We start from the raw sequence: 14,964 nt of genomic DNA, 5'->3' as shown, positions 1-14,964 counted from the left end.
CGCTGCTAGCTGACAAGAACGGCACCTTCGGGTGCCGTTTTTTTATGTACAAGTGGAAGCTGCACAGGAAATGAAAGCACTGTCGAACCTCGCTGCCGGCCGATAAAACCACCCTGGCCGGTGAAGCCACCGAAGTTTTTCTGGCTATCGAGACCCGGCAACACCACGGCGACGAAGCGTGATCTGCGTTGCCAGCTGACAAGAACGGCACCTTCGGGTGCCGTTTTTTTATGCCTGTGTGCATTAACTCGTGCATCCATAAAAACAGCCTGAAATGCGGAAGTACCTGACGGCTCATTTATATCCGCCAGTATTACTATCGTCAATTGTTATTGATATGATGCATTGAAAGAAACGTGATCATCCCATGTCGCTTATTCATGCGTGGTATGTTTTATTGACAGTATGCGTCAATGGAGCGCAAGTCGGATATTAAAACTCTAGCTGAGCCACGCGGTTATTAATGGCTGAGATTGCGAATCAAATTGATCTATCGACATTCATCCCGGTTGCTTAATACATCAAATATCGCCGAGTTACTCTTAAGTCGAGCATGCTTGAATTGATGGGTTAAACCAGGCTGATGCTGATGCTGATGCTGATGCCGGCCGAGATTTCTACCCGACGTACCGAGGAATCTGAAGTGAGCGCTCACAAGGATGGCAGATTGCCAGCTAGCCGCCACTGTGCCAGTGTGCCTTGCCGCGCAAGGGCCCGCCCAATTGCTGGTAACTGCGCATGACAGCGTTGTTGCGGCGTCACGCCCTATTGCCTGCGCCACGCCAGTTTCCAGTTCATTCATGCTAAGATTTGGCGCATGATTGCACAAGCCCTGTTTACTCCAGCCCAGCAAAAGTTGCTGGGTTTGCTCTTTGTCCGCGTGAATGAAGGCTTTCATTTGAACGAGATCATGCGCCTGACGGGATTGGGCAGCGCGTCGGCGCAGCGGGAACTGCGTCGGCTGCATGACTCTGGCCTGATCACTTCCGAGCGTATCGGCAACGTGCGGCGCTTCTGGCCCAACAAGGAAAGCCTCGTGTATCCCGAGTTGAGTGGACTGGTGCAGAAAACCTTCGGCATCGTCGGCGTGCTCAGCATGACCCTGGCGCCCTTGCGTGATCAGCTCCACCTGGCCTTCGTGTCTGGCGCCACGGCAAAGGGGCAGGACATGCCTGGCAGCGCCATCGATTTGCTGCTGGTGGGCGAAGAAGCCAATTATGGTGATTTGTTGACCGGATTGGCCCCGGCCGAGCGAACCTTAAGGCGTAAAATCAATCCCAACCTATATACGCTGGCCGATTATCGCCGGCGACTGCGTGAAGGCCAGCCATTTCTGCTGCAGGTATTACAGCAGCCGAAGCTGTTTGTTATTGGCGATGAAGCGCTATTGCAGGCGCTGACATTGCCGGATTCTCCAATGCAGACGAATGACATGCCATCTGTATTCTAAAGCCGGGCCTGGAAAACAATTTCTGCTATAAAGTGAAATTGTTTGCTGGAATAATATCTGAGGCGGATAGATCGTATGATGAACAAATTGCAGGCTTTTGGTTTGATTGTTTCCCAGGCGGTGCGCGGCGAATTAACGTTTCCCACGAGTGTTAATTCCGCATTGCAATTGCAATTGGCCCTGGCGGAACCGGACTGCCATATCGACCATGCCATCAAGCTGGTCCTGGCCGAACCCTTGCTGGCGGCGCGCACGGTCGCGTTGGCCAACTCGGCCGTGTACAGCCGCGGCGAGGCGGCGCCCGTGACCAGCGTGCGCGCCGCCGTCATGCGCATGGGCTACCGCAATCTGTACGCACTGGTGGCGGCCATGGTGGTACGCCAGTTCGGCAGCAAGATCATCGACCCCGTCCTGCGCCAGAAGGCGACCCAGCTGTGGGAGCACACTGCCCACGTGGCGGCGCTGGCGCACGTGCTTGCCCGCCGCGTCACGCACGTCGATGCCGACACGGCGCTGTTCGCCGGCATCGTGCATGAGGTGGGCGGTTTTTACCTGTTGTCGCGTGCCGACGAATTTCCTGGCTTGCTCGACGACGATGCGGATCACTGGATGGAGTCCGCAGAAGAAATCATTTCCCGCGAAGTCATGAAGAAGCTTTTGATCCCGCTGGCAGTGAGCGAAGCCATCGAAGGCTTGCGCGATGGCTTGCTGTCGATCCCGCCTGATTCCCTGCTCGATACCTTATTGTTGGCGAAGCAACTGTCGCCCGTGTCCTCACCTTTGCAGGTGACGTACGTGGAAATGCTCACCCCTTCCGATTCCGTCATCGATTTCATCATCGACAACGACACCTTGCAAAGCATCCTGGCCGAGTCAAACGAGGAAGTGCGCTCGATGAGCGCCGCGCTGCTCGTCTGAGATAAGCACTGCCCGTCGGGCAGGGCGGCGAGGTTTGCCTGTCAGCGCCGCTCAGGGGCCGGGATGCAGCACCACCTTGATGCATTGCTCCTGTTTCTTCTGGAAGATATCGTAGCCGTGCGGCGCTTCGTCCAGGCGCAGGTGGTGGGAAATGATGGCACCTGGGTCGAGTTCGCCCTGCTGGATGCGTTCCAGCAGCGGCTGCATGTAGCGCTGCACGTGTGTCTGCCCCGTCTTGATGGTCAATGAACGGTTCATGATGGAGCCAAACGGAATCTTGTCGCTGAAGCCGCCATACACCCCCGGCACCGAGACGACACCGCCGTTGCGGCACGCCATCAAGGCTTCGCGCAGGGCCGTGGGCCGGTCCGACTCCAGTTTCATCGTCTGCTTGAGGCGGTCATAGATATAGCTGACGCCGGAACCGTGGGCCTCCATGCCGACGGCATCGATGCAGGCATCGGGGCCCCGTCCTCCCGTCATTTCCCGCAGAGCATCGGGTACGTCCACGGCATCGAAATGCAGGGTTTCCGCGCCGGACAGTTCGCGCGCCATGCGCAGGCGTTCCGGGTAATGGTCGATGGCGATGACGCGCTCGGCGCCGAGCAGGAAGGCGCTCTGGATGGCGAACTGCCCCACGGGGCCGCAACCCCACACGGCCACCACTTGGCCCGGCGCGATGCCGCAGGCTTCGGCCGCCATGTAGCCGGTCGGCAGTATGTCCGAGAGAAACAGGACCTGTTCATCCTTGAGCTCGTCCGGCACCTTGATGGGACCGACGTCGGCAAACGGCACGCGCACATATTCGGCCTGGCCGCCCGCATAGCCGCCCGTCAGGTGGGAATAGCCAAAGATGCCCGCGCCCGAATGGCCCCACATTTTTTCTGCCATGTAGGCGTTGGGATTGGAATTCTCGCACACCGAGTACAGCTGTTGTTCGCAAAAGAAGCAGCGTCCGCAGGCAATGGGAAACGGCACCACCACCCTGTCTCCCATCTTGAGTTTGCGCACCGCGGAGCCCGTTTCCACCACTTCGCCCATGAACTCATGGCCGAGGATATCGCCTTGCTCCATGCTGGGCACGACGCCATTGTAGAGGTGCAGGTCGGAGCCGCAGATGGCCGTGGAACTGACTTTGATGATGGCGTCGCCGGGATTGATGATGGCGGGATCAGGTACCTGTTCGACCCGTACGTCGCGCTTGCCGTGCCAGCAATTGGCTTTCATGACACACCTCCGTTTGATTGCGGTCGAGGGGCAGGCGCCGTGCCGCTGGCCTTGTGCAGCAGGCGCGTCTTGAAGCTGCGCTTGCCCGATGGCTGGCCCTCGGTGGTGCTGACCTCGCCCGTTTCCATCCACTGCTTGAAGCGGCGCAAGGTGGTCTCGATCTTGTAGGCGGGGGCCTGGCTGAACAGGCCAACCACGGCCGTGCCCACCTTGCCGGCCGGCGCCTGCATGTGCAGTTGCATCGTCACTACGGTGCCGCGCCCACCGGGGGCGGGCGACAGTTCCAGCGCCCCCGTTTCCGCATGGTTTTCCGCCGCGCGCCAGCGCATGCCCTGGCCCGGGCGTTCGTCTGTCAGTTCGCCTATCCACTCGCCTTCGACGCTGTTCCAGCGCGAGCGCCGCGCATCGATCACCTGCACCGATTGCAAGCCCGGCATGAAGCGGGGCAGGTTTTCCAGGTCGCGCCAGGCGCGGTAGCAATCGTCGGCGGAACGGTTGACGATGACGCTCTTTTGCAGCGCCAGTCCCTCTTCGCCGGGCGCGGGCAGTTCGCTCAGCTTGCGCGGCGCCAGTTGTGCGCTGGCGATATAGTCGATGGCCGTCACGCCTGCCACGACGGCGGCCGTTGCCGCCAGGCGCGTGCGCGCATGGCGCCGGCTGGCCATGGCCGCGCCCAGCAGCGACAGGTCCATGGCGTCGCCGGCGATGCGCGACCAGCGCCATGCCGGCCGGGTTTCTCCCCGCAGCAAGCCTACGCCGCACGCCATTTCGCGCAGGCCGATGGCGCGTATCCAGAATGGCGAAACGCCGCGCAGGCCGCTGGCCCGCGCCAGGCCGCGCGGCGCCACCAGCTGGGCCAGGCCCAGGCCGATGCTGAGCCAGCCAAGTGCCGTGATCAGGGCATGGTTGCCGCGCGGGGTATCGTCGGGAATACGCCGCCGCGACCGCATATCGGCCTCGCCGCGCGCGCTCGTGTAATGAAGAATGGCGTCGTGCCCATTCCCGGACGAAGCGGATGTTTCCGCTGGTAGTTCTGACTGCTGCTGCCATGTTGACGGACGCGCCGTGGCGCCATCGCTGATGTCTTCGCTTTGCATGCTGCCTCCCTTCAGTGTATGGGAATTAGGTAGCATGGTCTGGCACGCGTTCCGGCAGGCGTGCGCGAGATACGCTGGATCTGCGCCAGATCAAGCATCGGCGCGAAAAAAAACGGCAGCCCGGACTGGCGCTGCCGCTGTTGCGGGAGGGGTTTAATTTACTTCTGCTGCGCGATCCACCGGTCGACCTTGGCTTCCAGCAGTTTCAGGGGCAGGGTGCCGTCGCCGAGCACCACTTCGTGGAACTTCGGCAGGCTGAACTTGTCGCCGAGCGCCTGCTGCGCGCGCTGGCGCAGTTCGACGATTTTCAGCGCGCCGATCTTGTAGCCCAGGGCCTGGCCAGGCCACGCCATGTAGCGTTCCGTCTCGCTCCTCGCCACGGCGTCATAGCCGAGCGTGTCGCGCATGTATTTGATCGTCTGCTCGCGCGTCCAGCCCTTGGTGTGCAAGCCAGTGTCGACCACCAGGCGCACGGCGCGCAGCATCTCGTCGTTCAAGTGGCCGAAATACTGGGCCGGGTCCTCGAACAGGCCCATTTCCTTGCCCAGGGTTTCCGCATACAGGGCCCAGCCTTCCGTGAAGGCATTGTTGCCGCCGAAGCGGCGGAAGTTCGGCAAGTCCATCTCTTGCACCAGCGCCAGGTGGAAATGGTGGCCGGGCTTGCCTTCGTGCAGGAACAGGGTGGTCATGCCCGTGTCGCCATACAGTTTCGGATCCGTGACGACGGACCAGAACACGCCGGGGCGCGAGCCGTCGGCGGCCGGTGCCGTGTAGTGGTCGGCGGCCGTGTCGCGGCTCAGTTCAGGTTCCAGGCGCAAGTCCAGCGGCGCTTTCGGCACCAGGGTGAACAGGGCGGGCAATTTGCTGTCCAGCAGCACGTTCAGCTTGCGGTAGACGTCGAGCACTTCCTGTTCCGTCTTGAACGGGCGGTATTTCGCCTGTTCCGACACCCACACGGGCAAGCCGGCGGCCGGGCCGTTGTAGCCCATCTTCGGGCCCACGATCGCGTATTGTTCCTGGATGCGCGCCACTTCCTTCAAGCCGATGGCGTGGATCTGCTCCGGTTTCAGATCCGTCGTGGTGCTGCTGGCCACGCGTGCCTGGTACCAGGCCGCGCCATCGGGCAGGGCGCTCCAGCCGCTGCTCGTACGGCCGGCCGGCAGGTAGTCGCGTTCCATGAAGGTGGACAGGCGCTGCAGCGCAGGCATCAGCTTGACTTCGATGATGACGGTGTAGGTTTGCGTCAGGCGCGCCTTGTCCGCCTCGGAAAAGCTGGCCGGCAAGTTCTTGATGGGGGTGTAATAGACGCTGTCCTGCGGCGTGGCGCTGACGAGTTTCTTGAATTGCGGCAGCGCCGACTCCGTCAGCGCCTTCGGCAGCACGATGCCTTTTTGCATGCCGACTTTCATGTTGGCGATGGCCTGGTCTATCCAGCCCGGCAACTGGCCGATACGGCTCAGGTAAGCGTCATACTCCTTGACCGTCGTCAAAGGCTGCGATGCCTCGCCGCCCGCATAATTGGCCAGGGTGACGGGCATGCTGTCCATCTGGTTCAAAGGCAACAGGTATTCGGGGAAGCGCTCGAAACTGAGCGCCGTCGCCAGTTCATAGTCGAGAATGTCGTAGTTGATCTGGTCCTGGTGCGACAGCTGTGCACGGGCAATCCCGCGCAGGGTCTTCTGGTACTGGTGGTACAGGGCGAACTGTTTTGCGCGCGCGGCGGGCACGATGGCTGAACCGAGCTGGTCGTCAAAACGGTTGTCGCCGCTCTCGGTGGCATTGATCGGCTCGAAACGGGCCAGCGCATCGTAATATTTGTCGGCCAGCACTTGCAGCTGCTGCTTTGCTTTCGGCGCGCTGACGGCCACGCTTTTGGCCGCGGGCTGGGCCGCTTGCGTCATGGGCGCGTAGGCGAGCAACAGGGAGATGGTCAGGGTGCCGAGGGTGCCGGCGGCAAAACGATGCTTCATGCGCGATGTCCTTTGTAAGGAGGGTATGAACGGAGGCGTAGCGGGGTCGGGGTGGCCGGTCGCGATGGAGCAGCCGGGGCGTAAGCATACGCCATTGCCCAGTGCGTTTGGATAAATTGTGCGGGAGGAATGTTGCTATTTTGCCGTAGGCCGCAGGGCTGCTTTCATGCCTTGCCAGTGGCTGCTGGTCAAGGGAAGGCAGGCAGGGCAGGGCGTGGCGGCGATCAGGCTGCGGATCTGCTGCGCGCGTGCCGCCGTTTGCGGGTGTGAAGAAATCCAGTCCGGCACCTTGGCCTCGTTCTTGTCATCGAGCTGCTGGAAAAAGCGCAGCATGCCATCGGGACGGATGTGCGCGCGCTGCAAGGCGAGCAAACCGAGGCGGTCCGCCTCTTCCTCCATGTCGCGGCTGAAATACAAAGTGCCGGCCTGGTGCGCCAGCATGGCGGCCACGGCGCTGATGTCGCCGATGGTCACGCCCACGAGGGCGCCCCAGCCCAGGCTGCTGATCATTTGCCGCAGCGAATGGCGCTGCTCCACATGCTGCACTTCATGCGCAAGTACGCCGGCCAGCTCGCCCGGGTCGGCTGCCTGGCGCAGCAAGCCCGTATGCACGACGATAATGCCGCCAGGCATGGCGAATGCGTTGACCGTGTCGTCGTTCTTGACGAGCCAGCGGTACTCGTAGCGCGAAGCGGCCGTCAGCTTGCGGCCGATCTCCTGCACCGTTTGCTGGGCCACGCCGTTTTCGCTGATGCCGCCCTGCGCGCGCACTTGCGCCAGGGCCAGTTCGCCCAGCTGTTTTTCCGTCGACAGGGGAATCCATCCCGCCAGCGCGCCGATGGCATTGCCGCCTTGCCACCACAGCAGGCTGGCTGCGACGACGGCCGCGCCCGTCAAACCTGCCAGCCAGCCCGACACTTGCCGCCGGTTGCGCTGGCGCTCGCCCCACAGGCGCTGCAGTTGCGGCTGCAGCGCGGCCGGCGCTTCGCGCAAGACGATGGCGATGTCGCTAGCCGTCAGCGGTTTCAGCGAGGCTTGCCGTCCTTGTGCGTCGAGCCAGTTCAGGAACAGTTCCGGGCCATCGACGCCACCTACGCTGACGACCAGCTGCGCCACGTCGACAGCATGGCCGGGCGCATCGATAGCCAGCTGGGCACCAAAGAAATGCGCGCTGACGGGCGTGCCGGCGGAGCCGCCGTCGGGCACTGTCAACAGTGCCTGGAATGGCGTCATGCGGCGGCCTCGGCAAAGCGGCTTTCGTACAGGGCCGCCATCAGGTCGGACTGGCTGATGATGCCGGCCAGACGCTCTTCATCGTCGAGGATGGGAATATGGTGATAGCCGGCGTCGGCCATCAGGGGGACCAGATCAATGATGGGCGTGCCCAGGCGGGCCGTGTGCGGCGATGGCGTCATCAGCTGACCCACCACTTCCGGCTTGTCGCTGTGGGACAGGCCGCTGCGTTGCAGCAAGCCGCGCAGGCGCTGGCGCATGCCCTGGTAATCGTCGAGGCCGCCGTGGCGCAGGAAATCCGTCTGCGTGATGATGCCGATGACGCGGCGCGCCCGGTTCAGCACGGGCAGGGCGCCCACCTGGTGTTCGCGCATGGTGCGCCAGGCCACGTCGAGCGGGGTGCCGAATTCCACGCTGAGCACGTCTTTCGACATGATGTCGGCGCAGGTGACGACGCCGAAGCGGCGCTGGTAGGCGCGCATTTCCGTTTGCAGGAAGATCGCTTGCAAATCGTCGCGGCTGATATCGAGCACTTCGCTGTGCTGGCGCAGCACTGCGTCGAGATCGTCCGGCGAAAAGCCCAGGCGGTTGCTGGGCACGTCATCCTTGGTATCGTGCGGATGCGGCGCCACCAGTTGCTGGATGTGCGGGTAGCGGCGTCCCGTCAGGTTGTTGTACAGCACGGCGCAAGCGACCAGCACGGCGGAATTGAACAGCACGGTGATGAAGACGAATTCAAAGCCGGCCGCGTGCACGCTGGCACCGCCGACGACGGTGGTGAGGGCGACGGCGCCGCCCGGCGGATGCAGGCAGCGCAGGGCAAACATGGCGCCGATGGCCAGGCAGGCGGCCAGCGCCGCCACGCCCACGCTCGGTCCCAGCCATTTCACGCAAGCCATGCCCATCAGGCCGGACACCACGTTGCCGCCCACCACGGACCACGGTTGGGCCAGCGGACTGGCCGGCAGGCAGAACAGCAGCACGGCCGAGGCGCCCATGGGGGCGATCAGGTAGACGCTGGCGCTGTCGGGTGCCAGCAGGAAATGGCAAATCAGGCCCGTCAGCAGCAAGCCGCAGATGGCGCCCGCGCAGGCGCGCAATTGTTCGCGGCGGCTGCCGTTGTTCGGTTGCGGCAGCCAGCGTGCCAGGAAAGAAGTCGTCATGGAGGAGGGCGCGTTCGGGTCGCGTTGCTCAGTGTCAGCCCGATATTATCCCATGCGTTCCATTTCGCTGCCTGCGGGCATCAATCTTCGGCACAGACCGCTTGCAAGTTCCTGGCGGCCGCGACGGTGGCAGGCTCTCCTTTGGTGTCGCTTATACGTTTTCCGCATAAGCACAGTGCAATTAAATGGTGGATATTTCCCACAAGCAGGCATATTCTAGACAATCACACTAGCTGGCAGCTGTTCAGCTGGTCCCCATGATTGATCTCAGGAGCCCGCATGCGTCTTTCTCTTTTCCTTGCCAGCCTGCTGCTTGCCGGCACCGCCGTGGCCGCCGCGCCGACACCGGCCAACCCCGTCGCCACGCCGCACTTGCCGTACAACGCGGCGGCCGACGCCAAGGCCGACGTGGCCCGCGCGCTGGCCGAAGCCAAGGCGGCGCACGTGCCCGTCTTGCTGATCTTTGGCGCCAACTGGTGCGAGGATTGCCGCGCGCTCGACAAGGCATTGAAGGAAGGCAAGAACGCGGAATTGATGCAGCAGCAGTTCAAGGTCGTCAAGGTCGACGTGGGTAACTTCGACCATAACCTCGACGTGGCGCAAGCCTATGGCAATCCGCTCAAGAAAGGCATACCGGCTGCCGTGCTCGTCTCGAGCGACAACAACCAGGTGCTGTACGCCACCAAGGGCGGCGAACTGGCGAATGCCCGCCGCATGAGCGAGAGCGGCATCTACGATTTCTTCAAGCAAGCGGCCAGCGTGAAAGCGCCGGCGATTTAAGCGTTTTCAAACCCCCTTAAACCCCTTTAAAACTCTTCCCACGCATCGCTGGCTGGCGCTGCCGGGCGCGATGGCGTGGGCAGCGCCGGCTTGTGCGCCGCCCGCCGAGGCTGCGGCTGCGCCGCATGCCCGGCTTCTTCCAGCTTGAACACGCTGACCACCTGTGCCAGCCGGGCCGCCTGATCCTGCAACGATTGGGCCGCCGCCGCCGCTTCTTCCACCAGCGCCGCATTTTGCTGGGTGGCGTCATCCATTTGCGTCACGGTGGCGTTGACTTGCGCGATGCCCTGGCTTTGCTCCTGGCTGGCCGAGGCGATCTCTCCCATCAGGTCGGCCACTCGCTGCACGGAAACGACGATGTCCTGCATGGTGGCGCCGGCCGAGTCGACCAGCTTGCTGCCCGCTTCCACCTTGCTGCCCGAGTCGACGATCAAGTCCTTGATTTCCTTGGCCGCCTGGCTTGACCGCTGCGCCAGGTTGCGCACCTCGGTGGCCACCACGGCAAAGCCGCGGCCCTGTTCGCCCGCGCGGGCCGCCTCGACGGCGGCGTTCAGGGCGAGGATATTGGTTTGAAAGGCAATACCGTCGATCACGCCGATAATATCCGCGATCTTGCGTGAACTGTCTGTAATCGCGCCCATCGTCTGCACCACTTGTCCCACCACTTCACCGCCCTTGAGGGCGTGGCTCGAGGCCGACACCACTAGCTGATTGGCCTGGCGCGCGTTGTCCGCGTTCTGTTTCACGGTCGACGTCAGCTCTTCCATGGCCGCCGCCGTCTCTTCCAGGCTCGACGCCTGGGCTTCCGTGCGCGCCGACAGGTCCAGGTTGCCCGACGCGATCTGGCTCGATGCGCTCGCAATGGACCCGGTACTGTCGCGAACTTCGCGTATCGTCACGTTCAGCGATGTGACGAAGCGGTTGAAGGCGGCCGCCAGCGCGCCGACCTCGTCTTCCGATTCGACGGGCATACGGCGGCTCAGGTCGCCATTGCCGCTGGCGATTTCGCTGAGCATGTCGGCCGCCCGCGCGACGGGAGCGGCGATGGCGCGGCTGATGACATAGATGATGAGCAAGGCGATGCCGCCGCCGACGAGGCCGGCGACCAGGGCGGCGATCAGGGCCGAACGCGTGACATTGCCCAGCACTTCCGCTTCCGGCACTTCGGCCATCACGTACAAATTCAATTCCGGCACGAAGGAGGCGGCGACGAACTGGCGTCCCGCAGGCGCATCGTAGATGGCATACGCGTATTTTTTGCCAGTGAGCAGGCTCTGGCTCAGGGTATCGCTAAAGCCCGGCAGATCCTTGAGTGCATGCTTGCCGTCGGCCAAGGACGTGTCGCGGTGCACCAGCAGCATGCCGTTGGCGCGCGCCAGGTAGACATGGCCCGTCTGGCCGATCTTGTAGCTGCGGATGGTGTCGGCCAGCGCATTGATGGACAGGCCCAGGCCGGCCGCGATCTGCCTGCCGCCCGCCGTCTGGCCGCGCGCATTCAAGTACAGCATCAGGTCGCTGGAGTTTTGCGCCTTGTCGATGTCGAGCGTGTAGGCCTTGTCGCCGGCCAGCAAGCCATAAAACCACTGGTCTGCCGCCTGGTTCTTGTCCAGGGTGCGCAACAAGCCTTCCGTGGTGAAATATTTGCCCGTGCTGGCCGAGGCCCAGTTGATCGAGGCTGCCTTGTTCTTTTCCTTGACCACGCTGGCGTAGCGCTGGAAGGTGGCGATGCCGCTGTCGGGCAAGCCCGCGTCTTCCCAGTCTTGCAGGTAGACATCGTTGGCCATGGTCTGCACGACGGACAGGGGCTGGCTGATCTGGCGCAGCACGTCGTTGCGGATCTCGCCCACTTGCGCTGGCAACTCCTGGCTGACGACGCGCTCGCGCACGTAATCGCTGCTCATGCGCACGCTGAGGAAAGACGAGATCGCCATGAAGAGCAGCAGGCACAAGCCCATGCTGAACAGGAGTTTTTTCTGGATGGAGAGGCGGCGGAGCAGAGACATGGAAGACCTTGGAGGATAGCCTGCAGAATGAGCAGAAAAGCGGGCAGGCGAGCAGACAGTATACCGGCCGCACTGCGCCTTCCATCGCACCATTGCTGCTTTTCGTTCATTGATGTTGCAATGCGGCAACGTGCTTTCGCTTCAGGCAGGCAAGCCGTGGGCGATCAATTCCAGCGGCAATTCCGTGCTGCACTTGATTTGTTCCATGGAAAAGGCGGACGACACGCCCGTCAATTGCACGGCCTTGATGAGCTTTTTATAGAAGGTGTCATAGCCCTTGATGTCGGTGGTGACGACTTTCAGCAGGTAGTCGATGTCGCCGCTCATGCGGTGAAATTCCTGTACCTCGGGCAAGACGATGACGGCGGCGGCAAAGCGGCGCAGCCATTTTTCATCGTGCTGGCCCGTGCGCACGCTGACGAAGACGGTCACGGGCAGTCCCACTTTTTGCCGGTTCACGATGGCCACGCGGCTCTCGATATAGCCGTCTTCCTCCAGGCGCTTGACCCGCTTCCAGCACGGCGTGCTGGACAGGCCGATCTTCTCGCTGAGGGCGGCGATCGACAGGGTGCCGTCCTGCTGCAGGGCGGCCAGGATGGCGCAGTCGAATTTGTCGAGTGCGGTGTTCGGTGAATTCATTTTCACTATTCCAGTTTTTATGGCATGAACATGCTGCATGGTACAGCGTTTGCAGCATTTTTTGGCATATCTTCACGGGAGCAGGCCGGTAGACTATCCATATGTCCCAGCCGTTTGCGTTGCTCCTTTTTAGCAGCGCCCTTTTTATAGAATACTCAGACTGCCATCATGAAAGAAATCTACCTCGACAGCAATGCCACCACCTGCGTGCTGCCCGCCGCCGTCGCCGCCGCCAAGCAGGCGATGGAGCAGGGCTATGGCAACCCCAGCAGCACCCACGCGACGGGATTGCAGGCCAAGGCCATGATGGATGGCGTGCGCCAGCGCGCCGCCCGCTTGCTGGGCGTGGGCGACGGCCGCCTGATGTTCAACAGCGGCGCCACCGAAGGCATCCAGACAGCCGTCTTGTCCGCCCTGTGCGCGCTGCGCGAACGGCGCGATGCGGGCAAGCGCATCGGCAGCCTGCTGCTGTATGGCGCGACCGAGCACAAGGCCGTGCCGGAAAGCCTGGCACACTGGAACCGTTTGCTTGGCCTGAACCTGGAAGTGCGCAAGCTGCCCGTCGATGCGCAGGGGCGCCACGATCTGCAGGCGCTCGGTGCGCTGATCGGCGACGTGGCCATGCTGTGCACGATGGCGGCGAACAATGAAACGGGCGTCGTCAGCGATTTGTCCGGCATCGCGCAACTGCTGCAGGAGCGGGGTGCCGATGCCTACTGGATGGTCGATTGCGTGCAGGCGCTGGGCAAGCTGAAACTGAACCTGGCCGCCACGCGTATCGATTACGCGCCGTTTTCCGGCCACAAGCTGTATGCGCCCAAGGGCATCGGCATGCTGTACGTACGTGCCGGCGCGCCCTTTACGCCCCTGATGATGGGCGGCGGCCAGGAAACGGGCTTGCGCTCGGGTACGGAAAACATGGCCGGCATCGCCGCCCTGGGCGCCGTGCTGGGCGCGCTCGACGATGGCAAGACCTTCCGCAGCCACGCCGACCTGGCCGCGTTCCGCGCGCAGCTGGTGGCCAGCCTGGAACGCGCCTTCCCCGGCATCGTCTTCAATATGCCGTTCGACCTGTCCTTGCCGACGACGCTCAATTTTTCCGTGCCGGGTTTGTCGTCAAAGGAATTGCTCGACCTGTTCGACGCGGCGCGCGTACGCGTCAGTTCGGGCAGCGCCTGTTCCGCCGCCAAGGCCCTTCCCAGCTACGTGCTGGAAGCGATGCACGTGCCGCAATGGCGTGCCAGCTCGGCCATCCGTCTGTCGTTCGGCCCCCTGACCGACGCGGCGACCATTGCGGCCGCCTGCGCGCGCATCGAGCGCTGCGGCGAAGCGCTGCGCAGCAGCTGTTTGCTGCCGTCGGCGCTGGCGCCATCGCCGCAGGACGGCGCGCAGGACGGCGTAGTCCAGTTGAGCGTCGATGGCCAGTGCACCTGGCTGCTCAGCGACCTTGCCAGCGCCAGTTGCGTCGTCATCGATCCCGTCGCCGCGCTCGTGCCGCGCCTGGCCGCCTTCATCCGCTGCCAGCACCTGGCCTTGCGCGCCATCGTGCACACGGCGGCGCCAGCCGACCATGGCGTGGCGCGCCTGGCCTTGCTGCAGGAGCTCGGGATGGAGCAAGTCGGCCACGTCGATATCGACGGCGAGCTGGCTTTGGGCCAGCAGCGCTTGCGCCGCATCGAGTGTGGCGAAACCCATGTGTACCTGCTGGAGCAGCGCTTCGCCTTCATCGGCAATCTGGCGTCCGAGGCGCTGACACCTTTGCTGGAGGCGGCGCTGCTGACGCCGGATACCGTGCTGTGCGCGTCAGGCGACGATGGCAGCATTTGCGGCACCGTGCGCACCGTGCAGGACGGTAGCGTGCCGGTCGCCGAACTGCAGCTCGACGCGGCCGCCTTGCCCGCCTTCCTGCGCCAGCACCCCGACGCCATCCTCGTCGACGTGCGCGAAGCGTATGAACACGCGGCCTGCGCCGGCACGGTGTTCGAGGGCTGCGAAGTGCGCAGCGTACCGCTGAGCCGTCTGGCAGGGCAAGTGGCCGCGTGGCTGCAGCAGCCGCAGCGTCCGCTGGTGTTTTTCTGCCGCAGCGGCAACCGCAGCGCGCGCGCCAGCGCTTGCCTGCGTCGCCTCGGCCACGGCGCGGCATGGCAGCTGAACGGCGGCATGGCGATGGCGGAAGCGACGCGCCACCCGCTGGCCATCGCGGCCTGAACCGCCTGAACTTTCTTTCTTGAAGTATTGCACCGTGCCATCCTCGGCACGGTGCCCGTCACGCATTTTCTTGCATTCATTTCCTGACGGCATTTTTCTGCCGCTCAACAGGCTAATTTCTTTGCCGAAACGTCCCTAAAACGTGATGTATGTACGCTAGCGCACGGTCTTGCGCAGATGGCGCACCTACGATGAAGTTCAGAAAATCTCCCTATACCCTGAGATTCGTCGCAACGCTCCGGCGCTTCGCTTTCCGTCTTCGCCAGTGTCCGATCG

Annotated in this window: 12 protein-coding genes; 4 read left to right on the top strand and 8 right to left on the bottom strand. The window is 63.1% G+C overall.

The features are described from left to right. Positions 1–5: 5 nt before the first annotated feature. A complete protein-coding gene (locus BLU39_RS28435) occupies positions 6–260 on the bottom strand; it encodes a hypothetical protein (RefSeq protein ID WP_139178502.1) in 255 nt (84 codons plus the stop codon). A gap of 557 nt (positions 261–817) precedes the next feature. Between BLU39_RS28435 and BLU39_RS27065 the strand changes: the two genes are divergently transcribed. Continuing rightward, positions 818–1,450, top strand: coding sequence for a helix-turn-helix domain-containing protein (locus BLU39_RS27065; RefSeq protein ID WP_092719286.1), 633 nt, complete (start codon positions 818–820; stop codon positions 1,448–1,450). Between the two features lie 78 nt (positions 1,451–1,528). Next, entirely contained in the window at positions 1,529–2,368 is an 840-nt protein-coding gene (locus BLU39_RS27060) for an HDOD domain-containing protein (protein ID WP_092719308.1), read from the top strand. A gap of 51 nt (positions 2,369–2,419) precedes the next feature. Here the strand turns inward: BLU39_RS27060 and BLU39_RS27055 are convergent, their stop codons facing one another. The 5 genes from BLU39_RS27055 to BLU39_RS27035 form a co-directional block, all read right to left on the bottom strand. Then, complete coding sequence (locus BLU39_RS27055; RefSeq protein WP_092719284.1) at positions 2,420–3,595, bottom strand: zinc-dependent alcohol dehydrogenase; 1,176 nt, start codon at positions 3,593–3,595, stop codon at positions 2,420–2,422. After that, the gene (locus BLU39_RS27050) at positions 3,592–4,692 is read right to left on the bottom strand and encodes an SRPBCC family protein (RefSeq protein ID WP_175539433.1); all 1,101 of its coding nucleotides are present in this window, start codon (positions 4,690–4,692) and stop codon (positions 3,592–3,594) included. Before BLU39_RS27050 ends, BLU39_RS27055 begins: the two co-directional genes overlap by 4 nt. A 158-nt stretch (positions 4,693–4,850) precedes the next feature. Beyond that, a complete protein-coding gene (locus BLU39_RS27045) occupies positions 4,851–6,662 on the bottom strand; it encodes a DUF885 domain-containing protein (RefSeq protein WP_092719278.1) in 1,812 nt (603 codons plus the stop codon). Positions 6,663–6,797: 135 nt separating this feature from the next. After that, positions 6,798–7,895: a M48 family metallopeptidase gene (locus tag BLU39_RS27040; RefSeq protein ID WP_092719275.1), complete on the bottom strand. Its 1,098-nt coding sequence runs from the start codon at positions 7,893–7,895 to the stop codon at positions 6,798–6,800. Beyond that, the gene (locus BLU39_RS27035) at positions 7,892–9,058 is read right to left on the bottom strand and encodes an HPP family protein (RefSeq protein WP_092719272.1); all 1,167 of its coding nucleotides are present in this window, start codon (positions 9,056–9,058) and stop codon (positions 7,892–7,894) included. Before BLU39_RS27035 ends, BLU39_RS27040 begins: the two co-directional genes overlap by 4 nt. A 279-nt stretch (positions 9,059–9,337) precedes the next feature. Between BLU39_RS27035 and BLU39_RS27030 the strand changes: the two genes are divergently transcribed. Then, the gene (locus tag BLU39_RS27030; RefSeq protein ID WP_092719269.1) at positions 9,338–9,838 is read left to right on the top strand and encodes a thioredoxin family protein; all 501 of its coding nucleotides are present in this window, start codon (positions 9,338–9,340) and stop codon (positions 9,836–9,838) included. A 26-nt stretch (positions 9,839–9,864) separates the two neighbouring features. Here the strand turns inward: BLU39_RS27030 and BLU39_RS27025 are convergent, their stop codons facing one another. Together BLU39_RS27025 and BLU39_RS27020 are read right to left on the bottom strand one after the other, a co-directional pair. Continuing rightward, positions 9,865–11,841 (bottom strand): methyl-accepting chemotaxis protein, encoded by a 1,977-nt coding sequence (locus BLU39_RS27025; RefSeq protein ID WP_092719266.1) that lies wholly within the window; start codon positions 11,839–11,841, stop codon positions 9,865–9,867. 141 nt (positions 11,842–11,982) lie between these two features. Then, the gene (locus tag BLU39_RS27020) at positions 11,983–12,480 is read right to left on the bottom strand and encodes an Lrp/AsnC family transcriptional regulator (RefSeq protein ID WP_071325689.1); all 498 of its coding nucleotides are present in this window, start codon (positions 12,478–12,480) and stop codon (positions 11,983–11,985) included. Positions 12,481–12,648: 168 nt separating this feature from the next. On the opposite strand from BLU39_RS27020, the gene BLU39_RS27015 reads away from it, so the two are divergent. Further along, a complete protein-coding gene (locus tag BLU39_RS27015; protein ID WP_092719263.1) occupies positions 12,649–14,688 on the top strand; it encodes an aminotransferase class V-fold PLP-dependent enzyme in 2,040 nt (679 codons plus the stop codon). Positions 14,689–14,964: the final 276 nt, after the last annotated feature.

This window comes from Janthinobacterium sp. OK676 (assembly GCF_900103595.1).
In the GTDB taxonomy this organism is placed as follows: domain Bacteria; phylum Pseudomonadota; class Gammaproteobacteria; order Burkholderiales; family Burkholderiaceae_D; genus Janthinobacterium.
The sequence above is the reverse complement of the archived record's forward strand: the minus strand, read 5'-3'. Positions and strand labels throughout refer to the sequence as shown.

Coding starts and splice junctions, on each gene's coding strand:
- BLU39_RS27045 (WP_092719278.1), bottom strand. CDS start 6,662: ATGAAGCATCGTTTTGCCGCCGGCACCCTCGGCACCCTGACCATCTCC.
- BLU39_RS28435 (WP_139178502.1), bottom strand. CDS start 260: ATGGATGCACGAGTTAATGCACACAGGCATAAAAAAACGGCACCCGAA.
- BLU39_RS27030 (WP_092719269.1), top strand. CDS start 9,338: ATGCGTCTTTCTCTTTTCCTTGCCAGCCTGCTGCTTGCCGGCACCGCC.
- BLU39_RS27020 (WP_071325689.1), bottom strand. CDS start 12,480: ATGAATTCACCGAACACCGCACTCGACAAATTCGACTGCGCCATCCTG.
- BLU39_RS27035 (WP_092719272.1), bottom strand. CDS start 9,058: ATGACGACTTCTTTCCTGGCACGCTGGCTGCCGCAACCGAACAACGGC.
- BLU39_RS27060 (WP_092719308.1), top strand. CDS start 1,529: ATGAACAAATTGCAGGCTTTTGGTTTGATTGTTTCCCAGGCGGTGCGC.
- BLU39_RS27040 (WP_092719275.1), bottom strand. CDS start 7,895: ATGACGCCATTCCAGGCACTGTTGACAGTGCCCGACGGCGGCTCCGCC.
- BLU39_RS27050 (WP_175539433.1), bottom strand. CDS start 4,692: ATGCAAAGCGAAGACATCAGCGATGGCGCCACGGCGCGTCCGTCAACA.
- BLU39_RS27015 (WP_092719263.1), top strand. CDS start 12,649: ATGAAAGAAATCTACCTCGACAGCAATGCCACCACCTGCGTGCTGCCC.
- BLU39_RS27065 (WP_092719286.1), top strand. CDS start 818: ATGATTGCACAAGCCCTGTTTACTCCAGCCCAGCAAAAGTTGCTGGGT.
- BLU39_RS27055 (WP_092719284.1), bottom strand. CDS start 3,595: ATGAAAGCCAATTGCTGGCACGGCAAGCGCGACGTACGGGTCGAACAG.
- BLU39_RS27025 (WP_092719266.1), bottom strand. CDS start 11,841: ATGTCTCTGCTCCGCCGCCTCTCCATCCAGAAAAAACTCCTGTTCAGC.